Source organism: Pseudomonas sp. CAN1, from assembly GCF_030462585.1.
Classification (GTDB): domain Bacteria; phylum Pseudomonadota; class Gammaproteobacteria; order Pseudomonadales; family Pseudomonadaceae; genus Pseudomonas.
In genome coordinates, this window is record NZ_JASMRU010000013.1 from 33,997 (window position 1) to 58,928 (window position 24,932).

Below are 24,932 nucleotides of genomic sequence, written 5' to 3' on the forward strand. Positions count from 1 at the left end.
GGCTGCATTTCTTTTTTGCAAGCAAACCATAGGAACAACGTACGCATGGTAACCATTCGTCTGGCTCGTGGCGGCTCCAAGAAGCGCCCGTTCTATCACCTGACCGTGACCAACAGCCGCAACGCTCGTGACGGCCGTTTCGTCGAGCGCGTCGGCTTCTTCAACCCGGTCGCCACTGGCGCTGAGCTCAAGTTCTCGGTCAACCAGGAGCGTCTGAACTACTGGCTGAGCCAAGGTGCTCAACCGTCTGAGCGTGTTGCTCAGCTGATCAAGGAAGCCGCCAAGGCTGCCTGAGATCGATGAACACGAATACTGCTCCCGCCGAGGAGATGGTTGTTCTCGGCAAGATCGTATCGGTGCACGGTATTCGTGGTGAGGTGAAGGTGTATTCCTTTACCGATCCGTTGGACAACCTGCTGGACTATCGCCGCTGGACGCTCAAGCGTGGCAACGAGGTTCGACAGGCTGAGCTGGTTCAAGGTCGCGTACAGGGCAATGTCCTGGTCGTGAAGCTGAAGGGACTGGAAGATCGCGAGATCGCCCGCACCTTCGCTGAATTCGAAATCCTGGTCCCGCGCAGCGAGCTGCCGGTGCTGGACGATGGCGAGTTCTACTGGAGCCAGTTGGAAGGTCTCAAGGTGATCGACCAGAACGGGCAACTGTTCGGGATTCTCGACCACATGCTGGAGACCGGCGCCAACGATGTGATGGTAGTCAAGCCCTGCGCAGGCAGCCTGGACGACCGTGAACGCCTGCTCCCGTATACGGATCAGTGCGTGCAATCGGTGGACCTGGAAGCCGGCGAGATGCGGGTGGACTGGGACGCGGACTTCTAGCCCATGTGGATTGGAGTCATTAGCATCTTTCCGGAGATGTTTCGCGCCATCAGCGACTATGGCATCACGAGTCGCGCGGTCAAGCAGGAGCTGATTCAGCTGCAGTGCTTCAACCCGCGAAGCAACACCGAGGACCGTCACCAGACGGTGGATGACCGGCCTTTCGGCGGTGGTCCCGGCATGGTGATGAAAATCAAGCCGCTCGAAGGCGCACTGGGCGATGCCCGGCAAGCCGCAGGCGGACCGGTGAAGGTGATCTACCTCTCGCCGCAAGGTCGCAAGCTGACGCAAGCGGCCGTGAAGGAACTGGCGAACGAGGAACGATTGATCCTGATCGCCGGGCGTTACGAAGGCATCGACGAGCGCTTCATTGAAGAGCATGTCGATGAGGAATGGTCAGTTGGCGATTATGTCCTGTCCGGGGGTGAGCTTCCGGCCATGGTGTTGATTGACGCGGTCACGCGGTTGTTGCCCGGTGCACTGGGCCACGTGGACTCCGCCGAGGAGGACTCCTTCACGGATGGCCTGCTCGACTGTCCGCACTACACCCGACCTGAGGTGTACGCAGACAAACGTGTTCCTGAGGTGCTGCTCAGCGGCAACCACGAACACATCCGGCGCTGGCGTTTGCAGCAGTCCTTAGGCAGGACCTGGGAACGACGTGCCGATCTTCTGGATTGCCGCTCGCTTTCTGGAGAAGAGAAAAAGCTGCTGGAGGAATACATCCGCCAGCGGAACGATAGTTAACGTATCGATGGCCCGCGCCGAGCGCAGGTCTTAGGAGCACGAAATGACCAACAAGATCATTCAGCAGATCGAAGCTGAACAGATGAGCAAAGAGATTCCGGCGTTCGCCCCCGGCGACACCGTAATCGTCCAGGTTAAAGTGAAGGAAGGCGACCGTCAGCGTCTGCAGGCCTTCGAAGGCGTTGTCATCGGCAAGCGTAACCGCGGCCTGAACAGTGCTTTCACCGTTCGCAAGATCTCCAACGGCGTAGGCGTAGAGCGTACCTTCCAGACCTACAGCCCGCTGGTTGACAGCATCAGCGTCAAGCGTCGCGGCGACGTGCGCAAGGCCAAGCTGTACTACCTCCGCGAACTGTCCGGCAAGGCAGCTCGTATCAAGGAAAAACTGGCCTAATTCGCCGGTTGTTCCCGAAAAAAGCAGCCCACGGGCTGCTTTTTTCTTGCCCGTGATTTTTCTTAACTGCCCCGGCAGCGCATTAGAAACACAACATCCGCAGCACCGGCAGCCACCCTCATTGCATCAGGTAGCAGTGGCATGAGCCCCAGAGATCAGGAAATCCTCCGCCGCACGGAGCTTTCCGAAACCCGCGTGACCAAGGCGATCTTCCCGCCCACCACCAACCACCACAACACCCTGTTCGGCGGCACCGCGCTGGCCTGGATGGACGAGGTCTCGTTCATCGCCGCGACGCGCTTCTGTCGCCTGCCGCTGGTGACCGTGTCCACCGACCGTATCGACTTCAAGCACCCGATCCCCGCCGGCTCCATCGTCGAGCTGATCGGCCGGGTGGTGAAGGTCGGCAACACCAGCCTCAAGGTCGAGGTGGAGGTGTTCGTCGAGAGCATGTCCGCTGACGGCCGCGAAAAGGCCATCCACGGCCTGTTCAGCTTCGTCGCCATCGACGACGAGAAGCGCCCGGTGCCGGTCCTGCCCGGCTTCGAGGGCTGAAACGAAAGAAGGCGCCCGCGGGCGCCTTTGCTGATCCGTGCTTGTAGGAGCGAGCTTGCTCGCGAACCGCACGGCACGGCACGGCACCGAAACCGTCGGTGAAGAGCGTTCGCGAGCAAGCTCGCTCCTACAAAAAGCTCGTCAATCGTTTCAGTGGCGCAGGCTGATCTTCAGCGAGGCCTGGGACAGGTCGATGTTCTGCAGGCTCAGGCTGCCCATGCTCTGGGTCTTGGGCGCGCCGGCCACGCGGATGTTGTCGAAGCGCAYMTCGCCGATGGAGCTGGGCAGGCGCACGTTGATGGTGCCGTCGGCATTCAGCGAGGACGAGGCGTGCAGGGTGTCGTACTTCACGTCCTGCAGCGAGGTCTCGGCGTCCAGGCTGTCCACCACCGGCATCACCAGGCGAGTCAGCTGCTTGATGGCGCCGACGCCATCGCCGCTTTCCGCGCTGACCAGCAGGCTCTGCAGGGTGTCGTCGAAACCCTGGGCGCTGACGTCGCTCATCTCGCTGTCGCTCAGCGGCTTCAGACCCTTGGGTGCCTCGTGGCGGGTGATGCTGGTCGGCGCCTGGCGCTGCACATCGGCGCTGGCCAGCTGGAACGGGCTGAGCAGGGCAGCGACCAGGGTAGCGGCCAGGCGCAGGTTGTTCTGCTTCTTCAGTGCGCGGCCGAGCTGGCGTTCGCTGATCCAGCCCTGCTGGATCAGGGTCTCGCCCAGGCGCAGTCCGTTGGTGAGCTGGAGCTGGATGGCCTTATCCAGCTGGGACGAGGTGATCAGGCCCTTGCTGACAAGGATCTGGCCGAGGCGGGAGTTCTGTTGACTGGACATGGCGTGGGCTTCGTGGGGACGCAATGATGGCGTGGTGCAATCATTGTCTGTCAGACACATTCTGTCACCAGCCTAAAGATAGGCTGACATAGCCGGTCGTCAGGTTGCCAGGCTGCGGGCAGTTTCGTTCGTACCCAGGGTGTCTTCCGGGGCCTCCTCGATCATCGAGATCACCGTCCAGCCGGTTGCTGGCGCCAGTGGCTGGTCGGGCGACGCGATATGCAGCCGGCCGTTGGGATCGCGGGCGAACAGCAGCAGGGCGCGGCTGCCGTGCTGGGCCTGGTACTGCGGCCAGCCGAAGTTGTCGCTGAGCAGGGTGGCGCGGACTTCCGCGCCACGGGCGATCAGGCCGGCCATCTGCGGGTAGGTGACGAGGCTCTGGCCCAGCGGGTGGCCGCGGTGGCGGTCGCTGACCCGGTGCTTCTCGCTGCGCCGGCTGTCCTGGCTGGTCGGCAGGATGTAGCGATGGCGCGGGTTGAATTCGTGGCGGAAGCTCATGCACATCAGCGCGTTGAGTTCGGCATTGGGTGACAGCGCCAGCAGATGGCCGAGGCCGATCAGGTCCAGGTGGGCTTCGGCGTGCTGCGAGGCAGGGTTGCCGAAGTAGGTCGGCAGGTGCTCCATGCGTGCGGCACGGGTGTTCTCCCAGCTCGAATCGGTCAGCAGCACCTTCACCCCGGCGTTCTGCAGCCCGGTGCCGATGGCCCGGGCGACCGGATTGGCGCCGATGATCAGGAAGCCGGTGGGTACCGGTTCGGCGACCTTCAGCAGGCGTGCCAGCGGCCGCGCGGTGGCGCTCTGCAGGATTACCGTGCCGATGATCACCAGGAAGGTCAGCGGCACCAGCACCCCCGCCTGGGCGTGGCCGGCTTCCTGCAGGCGGATCGCGAAGATCGCCGAGACCGCCGCCGCGACTATTCCGCGTGGCGCTATCCAGCTCAGCAGTGCGCGTTCACGCCAGTTGAGCGAGGAGCCGGCGGTGGAGACCAGCACGCTCAGCGGGCGGGCGACGAACTGGATCAGCGCCAGGACCAGCAGGGCGATGGGGCCCAGTCCCAGCAGCGCTGCAAGATCGAGGCGTGCGGCGAGCAGCACGAAGAGGCCGGAGATCAGCAGGACGCTGAGGTTCTCCTTGAAGTGCAGTATCTGCCGGACGTCGACGCCCTGCATGTTGGCCAGTCGCAGGCCCATGACGGTCACTGCCAGCAGGCCCGATTCCGACATCAGGGTGTTGGAGAACACGAAGAGGCCCAGTACCACGGACAGCGATGCCAGGTTGTGCAGGTAATCCGGCAGCCAGTGGCGGCGCAGCGCCACGCCCAGTGCTTGGCCGCCCAGCAGGCCGGCAACGATGCCGGTGCCGATCACGCTGAAGAAGGTCAGCAGGCTGTCGATCCAGCCCGTGCCGCTGTCGCTGGCGGCGATGAAGGTATAGACGACCACGGCGAGCAGGGCGCCAATGGGATCGATGACGATGCCCTCCCAGCGCAGGATGTTGGCGATGGTGGCGTTGGGGCGCACCACCCGCAGCATGGGTACGATCACCGTCGGGCCGGTGACCAGGGTCAGGGTGCCGAACAGCAGCGCCATCTCCCAGGTGAAGCCCAGCAGGTAGTGGGTGGCCAGCGCGATCACACCCCAGGTGAGCAGGGCGCCAACAGTCACCAGGCGTTTTACTACCGTGCCGATTTCCTTCCATTCATCCAGGTGCAGGGTCAGGCTGCCTTCGAACAGGACCAGGGCGACCGCCAGCGATACCAGGGGGAACAGCAGCGGGCCGAACAGTGCTTCGGGCGACAACAGGTGAAGGATCGGTCCTACCAGGATGCCGGTCAGCAGCAGGAACAGGATGGCCGGAAGGCGCAGGCGCCAGGCCAGCCACTGGCTGAGGAGCGCGGCGCCGCCGATACCGGCGAGGGCGTAGTAGGTGCTGTGTTCATCCATGGAGCGGCGACATCCTGTGCGAGAGTGGTGAGGGTGATGGAGGATATGAAAGACTACCCGCGCCGTAATTTCCTTCGCTCTGGCCTGAAATGACCCCAGTTCCCCATATTCTGATCGATCGCTTCCTCGACGCCCTCTGGCTGGAGAAAGGCCTGTCCGACAACACCCGCAGCGCCTATGGCAGTGACCTTGCGTTGTTCAATGGCTGGCTCGGTGAGCGCAGCGTGGCGCTGGAGTCTGCCGGGCGCGATGTGATCCTCGATCACCTGGCCTGGCGCCTGGGGGAAGGTTACAAGGCGCGCTCGACGGCGCGCTTCCTCTCCGGGTTGCGCGGCTTCTACCGCTACTGCCTGCGCGAGGGCCTGATCGCCGAAGACCCGACCTTGCTGGTGGACCTACCGCAGCTGGGCAAGCCGTTGCCCAAGTCGCTGTCCGAGGCGGATGTCGAGGCGCTGCTGGCGGCGCCGGAGACCGACGATCCGCTCGGTCTGCGCGACCGCACCATGCTGGAGGTGCTCTATGCCTGCGGGCTGCGCGTCAGCGAACTGGTCGGGTTGACCCTGGAGCAGGTCAACTTGCGCCAGGGCGTGGTGCGCGTGCTCGGCAAGGGCAGCAAGGAGCGCCTGGTGCCGCTGGGCGAGGAGGCCATCCGCTGGATCGAGCGCTACGTGCGCGAGGCGCGCGGCGACCTGCTGGCCGGCCGCCCCAGCGACGTGCTGTTCCCCAGCCTGCGCGGCGAGCAGATGACCCGGCAGACCTTCTGGCACCGCATCAAGCTGCACGCGAAGGTCGCCGGCATCGGCAAGAGCCTGTCGCCGCACACCCTGCGCCATGCCTTCGCCACCCATCTGCTCAACCATGGCGCCGACCTGCGCGTGGTGCAGATGCTGCTGGGCCACAGCGATCTCTCCACCACGCAGATCTACACGCATATCGCCCGTGCGCGGCTGCAGGATCTGCACGCGCAGCATCATCCTCGTGGGTGAGCTGATCAATGTAGGAGCGAGCTTGCTCGCGAGCGCATTTCGCCGAATCTTTCCCGGTTGTGCGGATCGCGAGCAAGCTCGCTCCTACAGAACAGCCGTCGAAGCTTCCCGCTACAGCCTGTGGCTCGGCCTCGCCGGCCCGGTGTGATAGTCTTCGCCGACTGACATCAGGAGTTTTCCATGCGTTTGTCCCGACTTCTGGCTGCCGCGGCCCTTGGCCTCGCCAGCACCCTCGTCCTGGCCGCCGAACCGGACCAGGCGATCCGCACCACCCTGCAATCCCTGCAGCCTGACCTGCCTATCGAGAACATCTCCAAGGGCCCCCTGGAAGGCATCTATCAGGTGCAGCTCAAGGGCGGCCGTGTGCTCTACGCCAGCGCAGACGGCCAGTTCGTCGTGCAGGGCAACATCTACCAGGTGAAGGACGGCAAGCCGACCAACCTGACCGAGAAGGCCGAGAGTGCCGGCGTGGCGAAGACCATCAATGCCATCGCCGCCAAAGACATGGTGGTGTTCCCGGCCAAGGGCGAGACCAAGGCGCACATCACCGTCTTCACCGACACCACCTGCCCTTACTGCCAGAAGCTCCACGCCGAAGTGCCGGAGCTGCAGAAGCAAGGTATCGAGGTGCGCTACCTGGCCTTCCCGCGTCAGGGCCCGAACTCGCCGGGCGATGCCCAGCTGCAGGCCGTGTGGTGCTCCAAGGACCGCCAGTCGGCCATGAGCGACATGTTCCACGAGAAGGAAGTGAAGGCAGCCAAGTGCGATAACCCGGTGGACTCGCAGTTCGCCCTGGGCCAGATGGTCGGTGTGCAGGGCACCCCGGCGATCATCCTCGCCGACGGCACCATGCTGCCGGGCTACCAGCCGGCCGGCCAGATCGCCAAGCTGGCTCTGGAAGCCAAGTAAGCCGCGGCTTGCGCTCTGATTGACTAATACGGAACCGCTTCGTAATGTTCGGTTCCTTTTGACTAGGGGACAGGCAGACCGCCTGTTCTTACATGGTGCCTGCTCCCATGCCCGCCTCGTTGCGGGCATCGGCGTCTCAGGCGCCCCGATGCTGTAATCATGGGGAGTTTCAGCGTGAAACCGGTGAAAGTGGGAATCTGTGGGTTGGGGACCGTCGGTGGCGGTACCTTCAATGTACTCAAACGCAACGCCGAGGAGATTGCCCGCCGTGCCGGGCGTGGTATCGAGGTTGCGCAGATTGCCGCCCGTCGCCCCAATCCGAAGTGTGAAACCGGTAGTACCCCCATTACTGCCGACATCTTCGACGTGGCGAACAACCCGGAAATCGACGTGGTCATCGAGCTGATCGGTGGCTACACCCTGGCCCATGAGCTGGTGCTCAAGGCCATCGAGAACGGCAAGCACGTGGTCACCGCGAACAAGGCGCTGATCGCCGTGCACGGCAACGAAATCTTCGCCAAGGCTCGCGAGAAGGGCGTCATCGTCGCCTTCGAAGCCGCCGTGGCCGGCGGCATCCCGGTGATCAAGGCGATCCGCGAGGGCCTGGCCGCCAACCGCATCAACTGGCTGGCCGGCATCATCAACGGCACCGGCAACTTCATCCTCACCGAAATGCGCGAGAAAGGCCGCGCCTTCGCTGACGTCCTGAAGGAAGCCCAGGCGCTGGGCTACGCCGAAGCCGACCCGACCTTCGACGTCGAAGGTATCGATGCCGCGCACAAGCTGACCATCCTGGCGTCCATCGCCTTCGGTATCCCGCTGCAGTTCGACAAGGCCTACACGGAAGGCATCACCCAGCTGACCACCGCCGACGTGAACTACGCCGAGGCACTGGGCTACCGCATCAAGCACCTGGGCGTCGCCCGCCGTACCGACAAGGGTATCGAGCTGCGCGTACACCCGACCCTGATCCCGGCCGACCGCCTGATCGCCAACGTCAACGGCGTGATGAACGCGGTCATGGTCAACGGCGACGCCGCTGGTTCCACGCTGTTCTACGGCGCTGGCGCCGGCATGGAGCCCACCGCTTCCTCGGTGGTCGCCGACCTGGTGGACGTGGTTCGCGCCACGACCTCCGACCCGGAGAACCGCGTGCCGCACCTGGCCTTCCAGCCGGACGCACTCTCCGACCACCCGATCCTGCCGATCGACGCCTGCGAAAGCGCCTACTACCTGCGCATCCAGGCCAAGGACCATCCGGGCGTACTGGCCCAGGTGGCGACCATCCTCTCCGAGCGCGGCATCAACATCGAATCGATCATGCAGATGGAAGTCGAAGAGCATGACGGTCTGGTGCCGATGATCCTGGTTACCCACCGCGTGCTCGAGTCCCGCATCATCGAAGCCATCGCCGCGCTGGAAGCGCTGGATGACGTCGTCGGCAATGTCGTACGCATCCGCGTCGAACAACTGAATTAATCGGGCTGCAGGCCATGGGCGGCAGGCGGCAGGCGAAACAGCCTGAAGCCTGAGGCCCGAGGCCTGAAGCCAAAACCGAAGGTTTTGAACATGCGCTACATCAGTACCCGCGGCCAGGCGCCCGCGCTGAACTTCGAAGACGTGCTGCTGGCAGGTCTTGCCAGCGACGGCGGCCTCTACGTGCCGGAAAACCTGCCGCGCTTCACCGTCGAGGAGATCGCCTCCTGGGCCGGCCTGCCGTACCACGAGCTGGCCTTCCGCGTGATGCGCCCGTTCGTTGCCGGCAGCATTGCCGACGCCGACTTCAAGAAGATCCTCGAAGAGACCTACGGGGTCTTCGCCCACAACGCCGTGGCGCCGCTGCGCCAGCTCAACGGCAACGAGTGGGTGCTGGAGCTGTTCCACGGCCCGACCTTGGCCTTCAAGGACTTTGCCCTGCAGCTGCTCGGCCGCCTGCTCGACCACGTGCTGACCAAGCGCGGCGAGCGCGTGGTGATCATGGGCGCCACCTCCGGCGACACCGGCTCGGCCGCCATCGAAGGCTGCAAGGCCTGCGAGAACGTCGATATCTTCATCATGCACCCGCACAACCGTGTGTCCGAGGTGCAGCGCCGGCAGATGACCACCATCCTCGGCGAGAACATCCATAACATCGCCATCGAAGGCAACTTCGACGACTGCCAGGAGATGGTCAAGGCCAGCTTCGCCGACCAGGGCTTCCTGAAAGGCACCCGTCTGGTGGCGGTGAACTCGATCAACTGGGCGCGGATCATGGCCCAGATCGTCTACTACTTCCATGCCGCCCTGCAGCTCGGCGCACCGGCCCGTTCCGTGGCCTTCTCGGTGCCCACCGGCAACTTCGGCGACATCTTCGCCGGCTACCTGGCGCGCAACATGGGCCTGCCGATCAGCCAGCTGATCGTCGCGACCAACCGCAACGACATCCTGCACCGTTTCATGTCCGGCAACCGCTACGACAAGGACACCCTGCACGCGTCGCTGTCGCCGTCCATGGACATCATGGTCTCGTCCAACTTCGAGCGCCTGCTGTTCGACCTGCACGGCCGCAACGGCAAGGCCGTCGCCGAGCTGATGGACAACTTCAAGGCCACCGGCAAGCTGGCCGTCGAGGATGACCGCTGGACCGAAGCCCGCCGCCTGTTCGATTCCCTGGCGGTGAGCGACGAGGAAACCTGCGAGACCATCTCCCAGGTGTTCGCCGAGTCCGGCGAGCTGCTGGACCCGCACACTGCCATTGGCGTGCGCGCCGCTCGCGAGTGCCGCCGCAGCCTGTCCGTGCCCATGGTGACCCTGGGTACCGCGCACCCGGTGAAGTTCCCGGAAGCGGTGGAGAAGGCCGGCATCGAGGCGGTTCCGGCACTGCCGGCGCACCTGGCCGACCTGTTCGAGCGTGACGAGCGTTGCACCGTCCTGGCGAACGACCTGGCCAAGGTCCAGGCCTTCGTCAGCGCCCACGGCAACCGCGGCAAGCCGCTCTAAAGCGCGGATCGCCGTTGGAAAAAGCCCGCCTCATGGCGGGCTTTTTCATGCCTGCAGAAGCGGCTTTGAAACATGCCGTCATGACCAACGGTGCTGAAACTGGCGAACTTTATCGCCGAACGTGCGGTCTTTTGCTGCGTGTTTTTCATTTCGCAACAAGGAGATACGACATGGACCGGCTGAGCGCCCTGCTGACCGAGACCTTCGCTCCCTACGCTCCGTCCCTGGGGCCGGCACGCCCTGATGGCGGCCGTATCCTGACCCTCACCAACGATGAGGGCGAGGTGATCCTGCGGCGCGTCATCGAAGGCCAGCACCTGGCCGACCATGAACAGAGCGAGACGGCGGTACAGACCATCCGCCGTGACCTGCTGATCTCCGAGGGTCGCATGGAGGACGACGTAGTTTCCCAGTTGCGCCAGCGTGCGCAGGTGATGAGTTACGGCACCTGATCGACGACCCTTAACGAAAACGCCGCCCACTGGGCGGCGTTCTTGTTTGTGTTGCCGAGACAGCGCCTAGAGCTTGCCCAGGTACTTCAGCCGTGAGCGGATACCACCGGTGGTGCGGCCATGTTCGCGGGCGATGGCTGCAATGCTTTCGCCAGCCTCGAAGTGCTGCAGCAGCACGGTCTCTTCCTCTGCCTGCCAGGGCTTGCCGGCCTGCTGCGGCAGGGAACGTGGCCTGGGCGCTGGAGCTTCGAGGGCATGGATGGCGTGGAACAGCGCGCGGATCACCTCCGGCGCCTGGCAAGGGTCATCTACGGCCAGGGGCGCGTCGTGGCGAGGGTCGATGCCGTGGGCCAGCTTGCGCAGTACGGCTAGCGATTCAGTGGCGTGGTCGGCGTGCATGGCGGATCTCCTTGTTATATCCGCTGATGCTTGGCGAGCTCTGGTGCGTTGTCTGTCGGATCGGTCGCGGGCCGGAACGGAAAAAGCTGAGGAAGTTGCAGGACAGTAGAAGCGCGCTTGCTCGCGAAAGGAATCCCGTCAGCTCAATCGTGGGGAGAGGTTCGCGAGCAAGCTCGCTCCTGCAAGAGCCGTACATTTCCCTCGCCATGAAAAACGGCCCCGAAGGGCCGTTTTCAGTGCAGCGCGAGGATCAGCCGCCGAGGTAAGCGTCGCGTACCTTGGGGTTCACCAGCAGGTTGGCGCCGGTGTCCTGCATGACGATGCGACCGTTCTCCAGCACATAGCCGCGGTCGGCGAGCTTGAGCGCCTGGTTGGCGTTCTGCTCGACGAGGAACACGGTCACGCCTTCCTGGCGCAGCTGTTCGACGATGTCGAAGATCTGCTGGATGATGATCGGCGCCAGGCCCAGCGACGGCTCGTCAAGCAGCAGCAGCTTGGGCTTGCTCATCAGCGCACGGCCGATGGCAAGCATCTGCTGTTCGCCGCCGGACATGGTGCCGCCGCGCTGGCTGAAGCGTTCCTTCAGACGCGGGAAGAGTGCCAGGACCTTGTCCATCTGCTCCTGGTAGTCACCCTTGCTGGTGAAGAAACCGCCCATGGCGAGGTTCTCCTCCACGGTCAGGCGGGCGAACACGCGACGGCCTTCCGGCACGACGGCGATGCTCTTGCGCATGATCACGGCGGATTCCTTGCCGACCAGCTCCTCGCCCATGTAGGTGATGCTGCCCGAGGAGGCGCGCGGCGAGCCGCACAGGGTCATCAGCAGGGTTGACTTGCCGGCGCCGTTGGCGCCGATCAGGGTGACGATCTCGCCCTGCTGGACTTCCATGCTGACGTCGTGCAGCGCCTGGATCTTGCCGTAGAAGGTGGAAACCTTGTCGAACTTCAGCATGACTCAGGACTCCCCCAGATAGGCTTTGATCACATCCGGGTTGCCGCGGATTTCCTCCGGGGTACCGTCCGCCAGCGGGGTACCCTGGTTGATCACGTAGATGTGGTCGGAAATGCTCATCACCAGCTTCATGTCGTGCTCGATGAGCAGCACGGTGACGCCGTGCTCGGAGCGCAGCATGGCGATCAGCGCCTTGAGGTCCTCGGTTTCCCGCGGGTTCAGGCCGGCCGCCGGCTCGTCCAGCATCAGCAGCTGCGGACRGGTCATCATGCAGCGGGCAATCTCCAGGCGGCGCTGCTGGCCGTAGGCGAGGGTGCCTGCCGGGCGGTTGGCGATGTCCTTGAGGTTGACGATTTCCAGCCAGTGCGAGGCGTAGTCCAGGGCCTCGGCTTCCGCGCGACGGAAGGCCGGGGTCTTGAGCAGGCCGGAGAGGAAGTTGGTGTTGATGTGCCGGTGTTGTGCCACCAGCAGGTTCTCCACCGCGGTCATCTCCTTGAACAGCCGCACGTTCTGGAAGGTCCGCACTACGCCCTTGTGGGCGATCTTGTGGCCCGGCAGGCCCTGGATGGGCTCGCCGCGCAGCAGGATCTCGCCACCGGTGGGCGCGTAGAAGCCGGTCAGGCAGTTGAACACGGTGGTCTTGCCGGCGCCGTTGGGGCCGATCATCGAGATCACCTGTTTTTCCTGGACCTTCAGGGCCACGTTGTTGACGGCCAGCAGCCCGCCGAAGCGCATGGTGAGGCCGGCTACTTCAAGAATCGGTCGGCTCATTTTCGCAACTCCAGGTGCGGGCGCTGCATGGGCAGAAGCCCCTGCGGACGCCAGATCATCATCAGCACCATGAGGGCGCCGAACATCAGCATGCGGTACTCGCTGAACTCACGCATCAGTTCGGGCAGCAGGATCATCACCACGGCCGCCAGGATGACGCCGAGCTGGGAACCCATGCCACCCAGCACCACGATGGCGAGGATGATGGCCGATTCGATGAAGGTGAACGACTCCGGGGTGACCAGGCCCTGGCGCGCGGCGAAGAAGCTGCCGGCGAAACCGGCGAAGCAGGCGCCGAGGGTGAAGGCGGAGAGCTTGATCAGCGTCGGGTTCAGGCCCAGCGCGCGGCAGGCGATCTCGTCTTCGCGCAGGGCTTCCCAGGCGCGGCCCAGGGGCATGCGCAGCAGACGGTTGATCACGAACAGCACCAGCAGCACCAGCAGCAGCGCGACCAGGTAGAGGAACACGACCTTGTAGTTCGAGTTGTAGGCGATGCCGAAGAACTCGTGGAAGGTCTGCATTCCCTCGGGGGCGCGGCGCTCGAAGGTGAGGCCGAACAGCGTCGGCTTCTCGATGTTGCTGATGCCGTTGGGGCCGCCGGTCAGCTCGGTCATGTTGCGCAGCAGGATGCGGATGATCTCGCCGAAGCCCAGGGTCACGATGGCCAGGTAGTCGCCGCGCAACCTCAATACCGGGAAGCCGAGGATGAAGCCGAACAGCGCGGCCATCAGACCAGCCAGCGGCAGACATACCCAGAAGCCCAGGCCGTAGTAGTGCGACAGCAGCGCGTAGCTGTAGGCGCCCACGGCGTAGAAGCCGACGTAGCCGAGGTCGAGCAGGCCAGCCAGGCCCACCACGATGTTCAGGCCCAGGCCCAGCAGCACGTAGATCAGGATCAGGGTGGCGATGTCCACCGCGCCGCGCGAGCCGAAGAACGGCCAGGCGAGGGCGATGAGGATCAGCACCATGATGATCTTGCGCTGCACGGAGGCGTGGGTCAGGCGTTCGGCCAGCCGCGTGTGCGGGTGCGACAGGGCCTGTTTCACGCTGCCGCCGAAGGCGAAGCGATCACGCACCAGTTGCCAGACGAACATCAGCACGGCGCACGCGCCGATGGTCCACAGCCGCGCGGGGCTGACGTTCTCCAGCTGCAGGCCGATACCGATGACGCTGAGCTTCACGCCCAGCACCGGGTAGGCGACGGCCATGACCAGCAGGGCACTGAAGAGTGCGGTCTTGAGTTTCTGGCTCATACCTTTTCCACCTCCGGGCGACCGAGCAGGCCAGTGGGGCGGAAGAGCAGGACGAGCACCAGCAGGGTGAAGGCCACCACGTCCTTGTACTGGTCACCGAACACGTCGGCGCCAAAGGCTTCGGCGACGCCCAGCACCAGCCCGCCGAGCATGGCGCCCGGAATGCTGCCGATGCCGCCCAGCACCGCGGCGGTGAACGCCTTGATGCCGGCGAGGAAGCCGATGTGCGGGTTGATCACGCCGTACTGCAGGCCCAGCAGCACCGCGGCCACGGCGGCCAGGGTGGCGCCGATGACGAAGGTCAGGGCGATGATGTTGTTGGTGTTGATGCCCAGCAGGTTGGCCATCTTCAGGTCCTCGGCGCAGGCGCGGCAGGCGCGACCCAGGCGGGAACGGGAGATGAACATGGACAGCCCGTACATGGTCAGCAGGGTGACGATGAAGATCAGCACCTGCATGTACGAGATGGTCACGCCGGTCATTTCGTCGGCGCCGATCACGAAGTTGCCCGGCAGCAGGTTGGGGATTGCCTTGTCCTTGGAATCCTGGGCCAGCAGAACCTCGTTCTGCAGGAAGATCGACATGCCGATCGCGGAGATCAGCGGAATCAGCCGGTTGCTACCGCGCAGTGGCCGATAGGCTATGCGCTCGATGGTATAGCCGTAGGCGCTGGTGACGATGATCGCCGCGGCGAAGGTGCAGATGATGACGACAGGAAGACTCACGATTCCCATCATCGCCAGCCCCGTGATCACGATGAAGGCCACGTACGAGCCAATCATGTACACCTCGCCATGGGCGAAGTTGATCATGCCAATGATGCCGTAGACCATGGTGTAGCCGATGGCGATCAGGGCATAGGTGCTGCCGACGGTGAGGCCGTTGATCAGCTGTTGCAGGTAGTGATAGAGCTCAGGCATTACCTAACTCCTCGGGCGTCGCGTGAAGCGGCGCTTGTGGCGCGACGGACCCCCGGAATACTCGAATAAACAAAGCCCACTGCCGTGGGCAGTGGGCTTTGTGTGGCGGCGGGTGGCTTACTTGGCTTCGGTCTTGGTGCCGTCCTTGTGCCACTGGTAGACCACGAAGTTGAAGTTCTTCAGGTCGCCCTTCTCGTCGAAGGCCAGGTCACCGGTCGGAGTCGCGAAGGTGTTGGAGCGCAGGGCGGCGGCTACCTTGTCGGTGTCCTCGCTGCCGGCTTTCTTGATGCCTTCGGCGATGACCTGGACGGCGGCGTAGGCCGGGAACACGAACGGACCGCTCGGGTCTTCGTTCTTCGCCTTGAAGGCGTCAACCAGGGCCTGGTTCTTCGGATCCTGGTCGAAGGACTTCGGCAGGGTCACGTAGAGGCCTTCGGAAGCCGGGCCGGCGATGGCGGAGATCTCTTTGTTACCCACGCCTTCCGGGCCCATGAAGCCGACTTTCAGGCCTTTCTCGGCCGCCTGACGCAGGATCAGGCCCAGCTCCGGGTGGTAGCCGCCGTAGTAGACGAAGTCGACCTTGGCCTGCTTGAGCTTGGCGATCATCGCCGAGAAGTCCTTGTCGCCGGCGTTGATGCCTTCGAACAGGGCGACCTTGATGCCAGCGTCTTCCAGGGTCTTCTTCACGGCAGTGGCGATGCCTTCGCCGTACTGCTGCTTGTCGTGGATCACGGCCACGGTCTTGGGCTTGATGTGCTCGGCGATGAACTTGCCGGCGGTCGGGCCCTGCAGGCTGTCCAGACCGATGGTGCGGAAGATCAGCTTGTAGCCACGGGAAGTGATGTCCGGGCTGGTGGAAGCGGCGGTGATCATCATCACGCCTTCGTCTTCGTAGATGTCCGAAGCCGGTTGAGTGGAGCTGGAGCACAGGTGGCCAACGACGAACTTGACGCCATCGTTGACGATCTTGTTGGCAACGGCCACGGCTTGTTTCGGATCGCAAGCGTCGTCGTAGACCACGCCTTCGAGTTGCTTGCCGTCGACGCCGCCGGCCTTGTTGATCTGCTCAATGGCCATCTTCGCGCCAATGAACTGCATCTCCCCATACTGGGCGACTGCGCCGGTCACCGGGCCGGCCAGAGCAATCTTGATGGTGTCGGCGGCCATGGAGAAGCTGGCAACGCCGGCGAGGGCCATGGCGGTGAACAGCTGGGAAAGACGCTGAGTACCCTTTTTCATAATGCTCCACTCTTCTTGTGTTTTCGTTTTTGTAGTCCTGGTTGCCGAAGGCATGAGGACCGGGATTGCCCCGGACAAACCCACCGGCAACTGTACCGGTACAGTGTAGAGTGCCGCCTGACCGCTTGAAAAGCGGGGGGCGGCGAGCCGATCGTGGGTATGTCGCAAGATTGAAACAAACGTACAGAAAAACGGCGCCTTCGGACTTCTCCCCGTGGGTTTTCCGTCACCATGGAAAACGCCGTCCGAACCTTGCCTGGCGCGGCCCCGGCGCTATCATGGCGCCGTTCGTTTACCAGGTGAGATCCATGACTGAACAAGCTAGCACCCTCTATGCCAAGTTGCTTGGCGAAACCGCGAAGATTTCCTGGGCGGAACTCGCGCCCTTCTTCGCCCGCGGCAACCTGCTCAAGGTCGCGGGTTCCGCCGATCTGGTGGAGGTCGCGATGGGCGTGGCCGAGGACGACAAGGCGAAGGTTGCGGCCTGGCTCACCAGCGGCGACCTGGCCAAGGTCGACGAAACTCTGGCGGAGGATTTCCACCAGCGCGATCCGGAACTCTGGGCAGTGGTCATCGCGCCCTGGGTACTGGTGCAAGAAAGAGTTCGAAAGGACGTCCTGCACTGACACAGGGCGATTTCCAATTCCCAAAGCACGGCTAGACTGACCGGATTCCATCGAAGGAGATTCGCCATGTTCGAACCGGGCCATCTGCACCTCCAGGCCATGCCAGGGCTGGACCAGCAGGAAATCGACGCTCACATCTACTACGAAATCCGCCAGGACGCGGGCAAGGGCAGCTACGTTCACTTCACCATGAAAGGCGAGATCGACCGCAACGCCTTCAGCGAGGAGTGGGACATGCCCAAGGAGCAGGCCTTCAACTTCGCCAGCGACGCCACCCGCATCGCCCAGAAACATGGCCTGCACCCGCGCTTCGGCGCCGTGGTGCGCAACCACAAGGAATACGACGCGATGTTCGAGGACATCCGCCAGAAACTCGGCACCCACTCCGGCGATCCGATCGACCTGGACAAGGTGGTTCGCGGCGATCCGTAAGCGGCGCATTCAATGAAAAGCCCGGCCAATGTGCCGGGCTTTTTGTTGCCTGTAGCTACCCACCTTGCCAGTGCGGCTCTTGTAGGAGCGAGCTTGCTCGCGAACGAAGTTCCCGGCTGGCTGAGCATTGAAGCGGTTCGCGAGCATTAACGATGGCGTCCCCCTCGCTCCTGCAGGTAAGGCCCGTCAGTGGCTCACCCAGCGCTGCCGCGCCCAGGCGCTCAGACTGTCGACGCAGAGCACCAGCAACAGCATGGCGATGATCACCGTGGCCGCCTGCGCCTGCTGGAACAGGCTGAGGCTGAAATACAGCATCTGCCCCAGGCCACCCGCGCCGACGAAGCCGAGCACGCTGGCCATGCGGATGTTGTTCTCCCAGCGATAGAGCATGTAGGCCACCAGCTGCGGCCAGACCGCCGGCAGGGTGCCGTAGGCGAAGGCGGCGACGCGCCCGCCACCGGCCAGGCGCACGGCTTCGGCCGGTGCGGTCGGGGTGTTCTCCAGCGCTTCGGCGAACAGTCGGCCGAGCACGCCGCCGGTGTGCAGCGCCAAGGCCAGCGTGCCGGCATTCGGGCCGAGCCCGGCGGCCAGTACCATCAGTGCGCCCCAGACCAGCTCCGGCACCGCGCGCAGGGCGTTGAGCAGCAGCCGCGACAGGCTCTGGGCGATGCGCCCGAAACGGCCCGCCGCCGGCAGGGCGAGGAGCATGCCCAGCAGCGCTGCGAGCAGCGTGCCGATTGCCGACATGGCCAGGGTTTCCAGGGCGCCGTGGCCGACCGCGGCAAGGTGCGCCGAGGTCAGGTCGGGCGAGAGGAAGTCGCGGCCGTAGTCGAGCATCTGGCCGAGGCCGCGGGCGTCGAACAGCCCGCCGGTGTCCATCTCCAGGTAGGCGAAGGACGCGCCGATGGCGAGCAGGATCAGCAGCAGCCAGCCCAGGCTGCGCAGCAGGCCGGTCATTCGAGCCTCCCGCGGAGGAAGCGGCTGAGCAGGTCGGCACCCAGCACCAGTACCAGGAAGGTCAGCAGGATGCTCGCTACCTCGCCGCCGGCGAACATGCGCAGCGACAGGTCGATCTGCTGGCCGAGGCCGCCGGCGCCGACGAAGCCCATCACCACCGAGGCGCGGATCGCGCATTCCCAGCGGTAGACGGTATAGGAGATCAGCTCCGCAGCCGCGGAGGGCAGCACGCCGTAGGCGAACGCCTGCAAGCGCGAGCTGCCGCCCAGCAGCAGCGCGCGGGTCGGGCGTGGGTCCACCGATTCGAAGATTTCCGCGTAGACCTTGCCGAGCATGCCGCCGTAGGTGATGGCGATGGCCAGCACACCGGCAGTCGGGCCGAGCCCCACGGCGCGGACGAACAGCAGCGCCCAGACGATTTCCGGGATGCTGCGCAGCAGGATCAGCAGCCCGCGCACCGGCCAGCGCAGCGCCCGTGCCCACCAGGCCGGCAGGCCGTTGCGCGGCAGGGCGGAGATCGACAGCGCGCGGGTCGCCAGCAGCGCCGCGGGGAAGGCGATCAGCCAGGCCAGGGCCATGCCGGCAGTGGCGATGGCCAGGGTTTCCAGGGTGGCGCGGCCGAGCAGGGCGAGGAACTCGTCGTCATGGGCCGGTGGCCAGAAGCCGCCGAGGAAGTTGGCCATGGTCCGGGCGTTGTCGCCGCTGAACAGGCCGGCGATGTCCAGTTCGGACAGGCGCAGCCCAGGCCACAGCAGGGCCAGGGCAAGCAGGGTGAGCAGCAGGCGCGGTAGCGCCGCCGGGTCGCGGGGTGGGTTCTTCGACAGCGCTGGGTTCAGCATCGCGGAATCTGCACCACCACCGGCTGGCCCACCGGCGAGGCAGCATCCTGCCGACCGAGCTGCTCGTTGGCGTAGAGCGCGCGCAGGTCTTCCGGGGTGACGTCGTGCGCCGGCTTGTCGAAGGCGATGTGGCCGTCGCGAACACCGACGATGCGCGGGAAATGTTCCAGCGCCAGGTCCACTGCGTGCAGGCTGGCGAGCAGCGTTACGCCGCGGCTCTGCGCTTCGCGGGTGAGCACGCCGAGGGTGTGGCCGGCGAGCACCGGGTCCATGGCCGAGACCGGTTCGTCCGCCAGCAGTACTTCGGCTTGCTGGTACAGCGCGCGGGCAATGCCGACCCGCTGCAGCTGGCCGCCGGAGAGCTGGTCGCAGCGTTCGAAGAGCTTGTCGGCCAGGTCCAGGCGCTGCAGTTCGCTGCGGGCGCCGGCACTGTCGACGGGGTAGAGCAGGCTGGCCAGGCTTTTCCACAGCGGCCACTGGCCGAGGCGGCCGGCGAGCACGGCGGTGACTACGCGCTGGCGCGGCGGCAGCGGCGGCGCCTGGTGTATCAGGGCGATGCGCGAACGCAGGCGCTGGCGCTCGGAGCCGCTCAGCGCCCAGGGCTGGGCGCCGAGCAGTTCATAGCTGCCGGAAGCGGGTTTCAGGGCGGTGGCCAGCACGCGCAGCAGGGTGGTCTTGCCGGCGCCGGAAGGGCCGATGATCGCCACCCGCTCGCCGGCAGCGACGCTGAGGTCGATACCGGCGAGCGAGCGCTGGCCGTTGGCGTGGATGTGCTCCACGCCGGTCAGTTTCAGGGTCACTTCAGCAGGCCGGCGGCGCGGGCCGATTCCTCGATGCCGGTGTAGTTCTCCGGCTTGGTTTCGATGAAGCGGCTGGCCGCCTGCAGGTCGAGGATTTCCTTGTCCCGCGGCTTGCTCGGGTCGAGGGCGAGGAAGGCCTTCTTGATCTTCTCGGCCACGGCCGGGTCGAGGTTGCCGCGCACGGTCCAGTTGTAGTCGTAGTAGGTCGGGGTGGTGGCGAAGACCTTCACCTTGTTGGTGTCGACCTTGCCGCTGTCCACCAGCTTCTGCCAGACCGAGGCATTGAGCACGCCGGCGTCGACCTTGCCGGCCTGCACCCAGGCCACAGTGGCGTCGTGGGCGCCGGAGTAGGCCACGCGGGAGAAGAACTGCTCGGGCACCACGCCGTCCTTCTGCATGAAGTAGCGCGGCATCAGGCTGCCGGAGGTGGACGACACGGAACCGAAGGCGAAGGTCTTGCCCTTGAGATCCTGGATCGATTTCACGTTCGGGTCGGCGGTGATGAATTTGCTGGTGAACTGCTGGTCCTGCTCGCGCTGTACCAGCGGGATGGCGTTGCCGGTCTTCAGGCGTGCCTGGACGAAAGTGAAGCCGCCCAGCCAGGCCATATCGAGGCGGTCCGAAGCCAGGGCTTCGACGACGCCGGCATAGTCGGACACCGGGATGAACTTCACCGGCATGCCCAGCTGTTCTTCCAGGTAGGCGCCCAGCGGCTTGAACTTGCGCAGCAGTTCGGTGGGGGCTTCATCGGGAATGGCCGAGACCTTCAGTTCCTTCAGGGTATCGGCGTGGGCGATTACGGCGGACAGGGACAGGGCAAAGCCGGCGGCGAGCGCCAGGGTGCGTTTCAGCATGGGGAGAGTTCTCCGGTTCAATGGCGGAAAAAACCTCGGCAGTATAGTGATGGCGCGGCTGTTTGGCAGCTGCGGCATGGTCCGCCGGGTCAACTTTCTGCCTGCTAGAATGCCGCTCCCCGTGCCCGTCCTGTTGTCGAACTGGAGATCACCCCATGTCGTCCCCTTTGCCATCCCTCGCGTTCGCCGGCCTCGGCCTGATGGGCGTGCCCATGACGCGCCGCCTGCTCGCCGCCGGTTACCCGCTGAGCGTGTGGAACCGCTCCGCCGGCAAGCGCGAGCTGCTCGCCGGCGAAGGCGCCAGGGCTGTGGAAACCCCTGCGCAGCTGTGCGCCGAGGCCGAGGTGGTCATGCTCTGCCTGGCCGATACCGCCGCCGTACGCGAGGTGGTGTTTGGCGCTGGCGGCATTGTTGAAGGCGCCCGCGCCGGCCAGGTGCTGGTGGACTTCTCCAGCCTGGAGCCGGCCGCCACCCGCGAGATGGCCGCCGAGCTGGAGGCGCGCACCGGCATGCGCTGGGTCGACGCGCCGGTCTCCGGCGGCACGCCGGGCGCCGAAGCCGGCAGCCTGGCGATCATGGCCGGCGGCCGCGTCGAGGACATCGAGCGCGTGCGGCCGATCCTTGCCCACCTCGGCCAGCGCCTGACGCGCATGGGCGATGTCGGCGCGGGGCAGGTGACCAAGGTGTGCAACCAGATGATCGTCGCCTGCAATGCCCTGGTGATCGCCGAGGTGGTGGCGCTGGCAGAGAAATCCGGCGTCGACGCCAGCCTGATCGCCCCGGCCCTGGCTGGCGGTTTTGCTGACTCCAAACCCCTGCAGATCCTTGCCCCGCAGATGGCCGAAAGCCGCTTCGAACCGGTGAAGTGGCACGTGCGCACGCTGCTCAAGGACCTGGACACCGCCGTGAAACTTTCCCGCGAGGAAGGCTCGGCCACGCCCATGAGCGGCCTCGCCGCGCAGCTGATGCGCCTGCACGGCAGCCAGGGCAATCTCGAACGCGACCCGGCTACCCTGGTCGAGCAATACCGTCAGTCGAAGGAATTCCCCGCATGAAACTCTGCGCCAACCTGTCCCTGCTGTTCACCGAAGTCCCGCTGCTGCAGCGTATCGACGCCGCCGCCAAGGCCGGTTTCGAGGGCGTGGAAATCCAGTTCCCCTACGACGTTCCCGCCCCGGACCTGAAAGCCGCGCTGGACGCCGCCGGCCTGCCGCTGGTGCTGATCAACCTGCCGGCCGGTGACCTGATGCAGGGCGGCCCGGGCATCGCCGCCGTGCCGGATCGCGCTGCCGAGTTCGAGGCCGCGCTGGCCAAGGCGTTGGACTACGCGAGCATCGTCAAGCCGCAGCACGTCAACGTGCTGGCTGGCCGGCTGGTTGAAGGCGAGGAGCGCGAGGTTGCCCTGCAGACCCTGGCCGAGCGCCTGCGCGCCACCTGCGATGCCTTCGCCGGCAGCGGCACCGACGTGCTGATGGAAGCCATCAACTGCCACGACATGAAGGACTTCCTGCTCAACACCCCCGAACATCTGCAGGACATGCTCGAACGCGTGGCGCGGGAAAACCTGCGCGCGCAACTGGACCTTTACCACATGGCACGCATGGGGCTGGAGCTGGTGGATTGCATCTACGCGCTGATGGGCCAGATCGGCCACGTGCAGTTCGCCGACTACCCCGAGCGCGGCGAGCCGGGCTCGGGCGAGATGGAGTTCGGCGTGCCGCTGCAGGTACTCGACGACGTGGGCTACGACGGCTGGCTGGGCGCCGAGTACCGCCCCACCGGCACCACCGCCGACTCCCTGCGCTGGCTGCCGCGCTGGCGCGCCGGCAAGTTCGATTTCTGAGCCTCTCGGGGTTCAGGCCTGGCTACGCAGCAGCGCCGAGTCGCTGTCCTCGCGGTAGGCATGGAGGAAGTCCACCAGCGCGGAGAACGGCAGGGGGCGGCTGAACAGGTAGCCCTGGGCCAGTTCGCAATGGTTCTCGCGCAGGAACGCCAGTTGCTGCGCATGCTCCACGCCCTCGGCGATCACCTTCAGGTGCAGCTTCTGCGCCATGGCGATGATCGCCTGGGCGATCTCGCTGTCGCGCTGCGACTGCGGCACGTCGCGGATGAACGAACGGTCCACCTTCAGTGCATCCAGCGGCAGCTGGCGCAGGTAGGAGAGTGACGAATAGCCGGTGCCGAAGTCGTCGATCGACAGGCTGACGCCCAGCTCGCGCAGGCGATTGAGCAGCGGGATGGCCTGGCCGATGTTGGCCATCACCGCATTCTCGGTGACTTCCATCTCCAGGAAGCGGCCGGCCAGGCCGAACTCGTTCAGCGTGTGCTGCACTTCGTCCACCAGGCTGTCGCGGGTGAGGTTGCTGGCGCAGCAGTTCACCGCCACGCGCAGGTCCGGGTAACCCATGTCATGCAGCTGGCGTAGGTCCTGGCAGGCGCGGCGCAGCACCCAGGAGTCCAGCGCGCCGATCAGGCCGTTGGCGGTGGCCAGGCCGATGAAGCGATCCGGTGTCAGCAGGCCGTGGTTCGGGTGTTTCCAGCGCACCAGCGCTTCCAGCTGCTCCACCTCGCCGTGGTCGATGCGCAGGATGGGCTGGTAGTAGAGCACCAGCTCGTCGTCCCACAGCGCCTTGCGCAACTCCTCTTCCAGCTGCAGTTCCTGGGTCGCCTTGGTCTTCAGGTGCGGGCTGAAGAAGTGCGTGACGTTGCGCCCGTTGCCCTTGGACTGGTACAGCGCCAGGTCCGCGTGCTTGAGCAGTTCCTCGGGCTGTTCGCCGTCGTTGGGGAACAGGCTGATGCCCACGCTCATGGTCATCACCAGGTTGCGCCCGGCGGTGCTGATCGGCTCCTTCATGCGTTGCATCAGGCGCTGGGAAAGGATGCGCGCCTCGTGGTCCTCGCCCAGGTCGGCGAGGATGCAGAACTCGTCGCCGCCGAAGCGCGCCAGCAGGTCGCTGCCGCGCAGGGCGCTGCGCAGGCGCTCGGAGACGATGCACAGCAGTTCATCGCCGGCGGCGTGGCCGAGGGAGTCGTTGACCCGCTTGAAGTGGTCCACGTCCAGCAGGATCACCGCCATGCCCTGGCCCTTCTCGCGGTTGCGCTGCAGGCGGGCGGCGAACTCCTCGTTCAGTGCATTGCGGTTGTGCAGGCCGGTCAGCCCGTCGAAACGCGCCAGCTGCTGCAGCGAGGCGTTGGCGTGGTCGAGCTGGTTGAGCAGGGCGTTGACCCGGCTCAGCTCGGTTTCCTTGCTCTGCATACTGTCCTCGATCCAGGCCGCCCAGAGCCCGGCGAGCACCACCGCCAGTGCCAGCAGGCCGACCATCAGGCCGAGCTGGATGGCGTTGTTGCGGCCGACGTCGGCTACCGGCACGACCCAGGTCGGCAGGGTCAGGGTCATCGCCGCCATGCCGGTGAAGTGCATGCTGGAGATGGCCGCGCCCAGCAGCAGGCTGGCGGCGACCTGGTAGATCCACTGGCGGTTGGCTGGCTGGCGGTTGAGCACCGGCGCCAGGACCAGGGCGACGAAGGCGACGAGGATCGCCAGCAGCACCGATAGCGTCACCAGCAGCGGGTCGTAGTGCTGCATCGGCGGCGATTCGATGGCGGCCATGCCGGTGTAGTGCATGCCGGCGATGCTCGTGCCGATGCAGCAGGCCGCCAGCAGGTACTGCAGCGGGCTCAGCCCGGCGTGGGCGAGCAGGCGCATGGCGATCACGCAGATGGCGATGGCGATCACCAGCGACAGCAGCGTCAGGCCGCCGCTGAAGTGCAGGGGCACCGAGGAGTGGAATGCCAGCATGGCGACGAAGTGCATCGACCAGATGCCGCTGCCCAGGCAGATGCCGCCAACCCATTGCCAGCGGTGGGCGTGCTGCGGCGCACGAACCATGCGTCCGGTGATGCTGAGGGCGACGAAGCTGGAAACGCAGGCGATCAGGATGGCCAGCAGGACCAACCCGGTATTGTGGGAGCACTCCAGCAGCACAGCGTCGGGTAAAGCGTCCTGGTGCCATTCCATGGGCGGGAAGCTCCGGGTGTGGAGGGAGGATAGGAGCAAATTGATATCACTTTGGTGTGAGTCTAGAAAGTCGCTTACCACTGGCAAGGACGGACAGCCCTTTCCGACAGAATGGGTGTCCTTAAACGATGTACGGTAGTGCCAAAATGCTACCAGCTTCCCACCCGAAAGAGGTGGCAATCCCCTGTAGCAAACTTGACACTTTTTTGACTAACTGCCGGCTAGAGTGTCGCCGCCGGCCG

Annotated in this window: 27 protein-coding genes; 14 read left to right on the forward strand and 13 right to left on the reverse strand. The window is 65.0% G+C overall.

The annotated features are described in order from the left end of the window. The first annotated feature begins 45 nt into the window (after nucleotides 1-45). From rpsP to QO207_RS17715, 5 genes are all read left to right on the forward strand, one after another. Nucleotides 46-294, forward strand: coding sequence for a 30S ribosomal protein S16 (gene rpsP / locus QO207_RS17695; RefSeq protein WP_081515913.1), 249 nt, complete (start codon nucleotides 46-48; stop codon nucleotides 292-294). A gap of 5 nt (nucleotides 295-299) precedes the next feature. After that, a complete protein-coding gene (gene rimM / locus QO207_RS17700; RefSeq protein WP_301533634.1) occupies nucleotides 300-836 on the forward strand; it encodes a ribosome maturation factor RimM in 537 nt (178 codons plus the stop codon). Nucleotides 837-839: 3 nt separating this feature from the next. Beyond that, nucleotides 840-1,583, forward strand: a complete 744-nt coding sequence (gene trmD / locus QO207_RS17705; protein WP_024766884.1) for a tRNA (guanosine(37)-N1)-methyltransferase TrmD — start codon at nucleotides 840-842, stop codon at nucleotides 1,581-1,583. Nucleotides 1,584-1,626: 43 nt separating this feature from the next. Continuing rightward, nucleotides 1,627-1,977 (forward strand): 50S ribosomal protein L19, encoded by a 351-nt coding sequence (gene rplS, locus QO207_RS17710; RefSeq protein ID WP_017522234.1) that lies wholly within the window; start codon nucleotides 1,627-1,629, stop codon nucleotides 1,975-1,977. Nucleotides 1,978-2,118: 141 nt separating this feature from the next. Then, nucleotides 2,119-2,532 (forward strand): acyl-CoA thioesterase, encoded by a 414-nt coding sequence (locus QO207_RS17715; RefSeq protein WP_301533635.1) that lies wholly within the window; start codon nucleotides 2,119-2,121, stop codon nucleotides 2,530-2,532. Between the two features lie 150 nt (nucleotides 2,533-2,682). Here QO207_RS17715 and QO207_RS17720 read toward each other — a convergent pair whose 3' ends face one another. Beyond that, nucleotides 2,683-3,360: a hypothetical protein gene (locus QO207_RS17720; RefSeq protein WP_301533636.1), complete on the reverse strand. Its 678-nt coding sequence runs from the start codon at nucleotides 3,358-3,360 to the stop codon at nucleotides 2,683-2,685. A 99-nt stretch (nucleotides 3,361-3,459) separates the two neighbouring features. Further along, complete coding sequence (locus QO207_RS17725) at nucleotides 3,460-5,304, reverse strand: sodium:proton antiporter (RefSeq protein WP_301533637.1); 1,845 nt, start codon at nucleotides 5,302-5,304, stop codon at nucleotides 3,460-3,462. 89 nt (nucleotides 5,305-5,393) lie between these two features. On the opposite strand from QO207_RS17725, the gene xerD reads away from it, so the two are divergent. From xerD to QO207_RS17750, 5 genes are all read left to right on the forward strand, one after another. Then, on the forward strand, nucleotides 5,394-6,290 hold the full coding sequence (gene xerD, locus QO207_RS17730; protein WP_301533638.1) for a site-specific tyrosine recombinase XerD: 897 nt from the start codon (nucleotides 5,394-5,396) through the stop codon (nucleotides 6,288-6,290). Nucleotides 6,291-6,470: 180 nt separating this feature from the next. After that, nucleotides 6,471-7,199: a thioredoxin fold domain-containing protein gene (locus QO207_RS17735; protein ID WP_301533639.1), complete on the forward strand. Its 729-nt coding sequence runs from the start codon at nucleotides 6,471-6,473 to the stop codon at nucleotides 7,197-7,199. 174 nt (nucleotides 7,200-7,373) lie between these two features. Further along, nucleotides 7,374-8,678, forward strand: a complete 1,305-nt coding sequence (locus QO207_RS17740; RefSeq protein ID WP_301533640.1) for a homoserine dehydrogenase — start codon at nucleotides 7,374-7,376, stop codon at nucleotides 8,676-8,678. 90 nt (nucleotides 8,679-8,768) lie between these two features. Beyond that, the gene (gene thrC / locus QO207_RS17745; protein ID WP_192430667.1) at nucleotides 8,769-10,178 is read left to right on the forward strand and encodes a threonine synthase; all 1,410 of its coding nucleotides are present in this window, start codon (nucleotides 8,769-8,771) and stop codon (nucleotides 10,176-10,178) included. Between the two features lie 170 nt (nucleotides 10,179-10,348). Beyond that, a complete protein-coding gene (locus QO207_RS17750; protein WP_301533641.1) occupies nucleotides 10,349-10,630 on the forward strand; it encodes a DUF3509 domain-containing protein in 282 nt (93 codons plus the stop codon). A gap of 66 nt (nucleotides 10,631-10,696) precedes the next feature. Here QO207_RS17750 and QO207_RS17755 read toward each other — a convergent pair whose 3' ends face one another. From QO207_RS17755 to QO207_RS17780, 6 genes are all read right to left on the reverse strand, one after another. Continuing rightward, nucleotides 10,697-11,029, reverse strand: coding sequence for a hypothetical protein (locus QO207_RS17755; protein WP_301533642.1), 333 nt, complete (start codon nucleotides 11,027-11,029; stop codon nucleotides 10,697-10,699). Between the two features lie 250 nt (nucleotides 11,030-11,279). After that, nucleotides 11,280-11,981 (reverse strand): ABC transporter ATP-binding protein, encoded by a 702-nt coding sequence (locus QO207_RS17760; RefSeq protein WP_301533643.1) that lies wholly within the window; start codon nucleotides 11,979-11,981, stop codon nucleotides 11,280-11,282. Nucleotides 11,982-11,984: 3 nt separating this feature from the next. After that, nucleotides 11,985-12,752 carry a high-affinity branched-chain amino acid ABC transporter ATP-binding protein LivG gene (gene livG / locus QO207_RS17765; RefSeq protein WP_301533644.1) on the reverse strand — a complete coding sequence of 256 codons (768 nt, stop codon included), beginning with the start codon at nucleotides 12,750-12,752 and terminating at the stop codon, nucleotides 11,985-11,987. Then, nucleotides 12,749-14,005, reverse strand: coding sequence for a high-affinity branched-chain amino acid ABC transporter permease LivM (locus QO207_RS17770; protein WP_301533645.1), 1,257 nt, complete (start codon nucleotides 14,003-14,005; stop codon nucleotides 12,749-12,751). The genes livG and QO207_RS17770 overlap by 4 nt, the downstream gene beginning before the upstream one ends. Beyond that, nucleotides 14,002-14,925 (reverse strand): high-affinity branched-chain amino acid ABC transporter permease LivH, encoded by a 924-nt coding sequence (gene livH, locus QO207_RS17775; RefSeq protein ID WP_169937151.1) that lies wholly within the window; start codon nucleotides 14,923-14,925, stop codon nucleotides 14,002-14,004. Before livH ends, QO207_RS17770 begins: the two co-directional genes overlap by 4 nt. Nucleotides 14,926-15,042: 117 nt before the next feature. Next, on the reverse strand, nucleotides 15,043-16,164 hold the full coding sequence (locus QO207_RS17780; RefSeq protein WP_301533646.1) for a branched-chain amino acid ABC transporter substrate-binding protein: 1,122 nt from the start codon (nucleotides 16,162-16,164) through the stop codon (nucleotides 15,043-15,045). Between the two features lie 308 nt (nucleotides 16,165-16,472). Here QO207_RS17780 and QO207_RS17785 point away from each other — a divergent pair, with 308 nt between their 5' ends. Both QO207_RS17785 and QO207_RS17790 read left to right on the forward strand, forming a co-directional pair. Continuing rightward, nucleotides 16,473-16,790: a DUF2288 domain-containing protein gene (locus QO207_RS17785; protein ID WP_301533647.1), complete on the forward strand. Its 318-nt coding sequence runs from the start codon at nucleotides 16,473-16,475 to the stop codon at nucleotides 16,788-16,790. A gap of 66 nt (nucleotides 16,791-16,856) precedes the next feature. Then, the gene (locus QO207_RS17790) at nucleotides 16,857-17,222 is read left to right on the forward strand and encodes a DUF5064 family protein (RefSeq protein WP_301533648.1); all 366 of its coding nucleotides are present in this window, start codon (nucleotides 16,857-16,859) and stop codon (nucleotides 17,220-17,222) included. Nucleotides 17,223-17,408: 186 nt separating this feature from the next. On the opposite strand, the gene phnE is transcribed toward QO207_RS17790, so the two are convergent. The 4 genes from phnE to QO207_RS17810 are packed head-to-tail and all read right to left on the reverse strand — an operon-like array spanning nucleotide 17,409 to nucleotide 20,672. Next, nucleotides 17,409-18,179, reverse strand: a complete 771-nt coding sequence (gene phnE / locus QO207_RS17795) for a phosphonate ABC transporter, permease protein PhnE (protein WP_301533649.1) — start codon at nucleotides 18,177-18,179, stop codon at nucleotides 17,409-17,411. Then, nucleotides 18,176-19,018: an ABC transporter permease gene (locus QO207_RS17800; protein ID WP_301533650.1), complete on the reverse strand. Its 843-nt coding sequence runs from the start codon at nucleotides 19,016-19,018 to the stop codon at nucleotides 18,176-18,178. Before QO207_RS17800 ends, phnE begins: the two co-directional genes overlap by 4 nt. Then, nucleotides 19,012-19,818, reverse strand: coding sequence for a phosphonate ABC transporter ATP-binding protein (locus QO207_RS17805; protein WP_301533651.1), 807 nt, complete (start codon nucleotides 19,816-19,818; stop codon nucleotides 19,012-19,014). The genes QO207_RS17800 and QO207_RS17805 overlap by 7 nt, the downstream gene beginning before the upstream one ends. Then, nucleotides 19,815-20,672, reverse strand: coding sequence for a putative selenate ABC transporter substrate-binding protein (locus QO207_RS17810; protein WP_301533652.1), 858 nt, complete (start codon nucleotides 20,670-20,672; stop codon nucleotides 19,815-19,817). The genes QO207_RS17805 and QO207_RS17810 overlap by 4 nt, the downstream gene beginning before the upstream one ends. 155 nt (nucleotides 20,673-20,827) lie before the next feature. Here QO207_RS17810 and QO207_RS17815 point away from each other — a divergent pair, with 155 nt between their 5' ends. Together QO207_RS17815 and QO207_RS17820 are read left to right on the forward strand one after the other, a co-directional pair. Then, a complete protein-coding gene (locus QO207_RS17815) occupies nucleotides 20,828-21,727 on the forward strand; it encodes an NAD(P)-dependent oxidoreductase (protein ID WP_301533653.1) in 900 nt (299 codons plus the stop codon). Next, nucleotides 21,724-22,515, forward strand: coding sequence for a hydroxypyruvate isomerase family protein (locus tag QO207_RS17820; RefSeq protein ID WP_301533654.1), 792 nt, complete (start codon nucleotides 21,724-21,726; stop codon nucleotides 22,513-22,515). Before QO207_RS17815 ends, QO207_RS17820 begins: the two co-directional genes overlap by 4 nt. Before the next feature lie 12 nt (nucleotides 22,516-22,527). Here the strand turns inward: QO207_RS17820 and QO207_RS17825 are convergent, their stop codons facing one another. After that, the gene (locus QO207_RS17825; protein WP_301533655.1) at nucleotides 22,528-24,690 is read right to left on the reverse strand and encodes a bifunctional diguanylate cyclase/phosphodiesterase; all 2,163 of its coding nucleotides are present in this window, start codon (nucleotides 24,688-24,690) and stop codon (nucleotides 22,528-22,530) included. Between the last annotated feature and the right edge of the window lie 242 nt (nucleotides 24,691-24,932).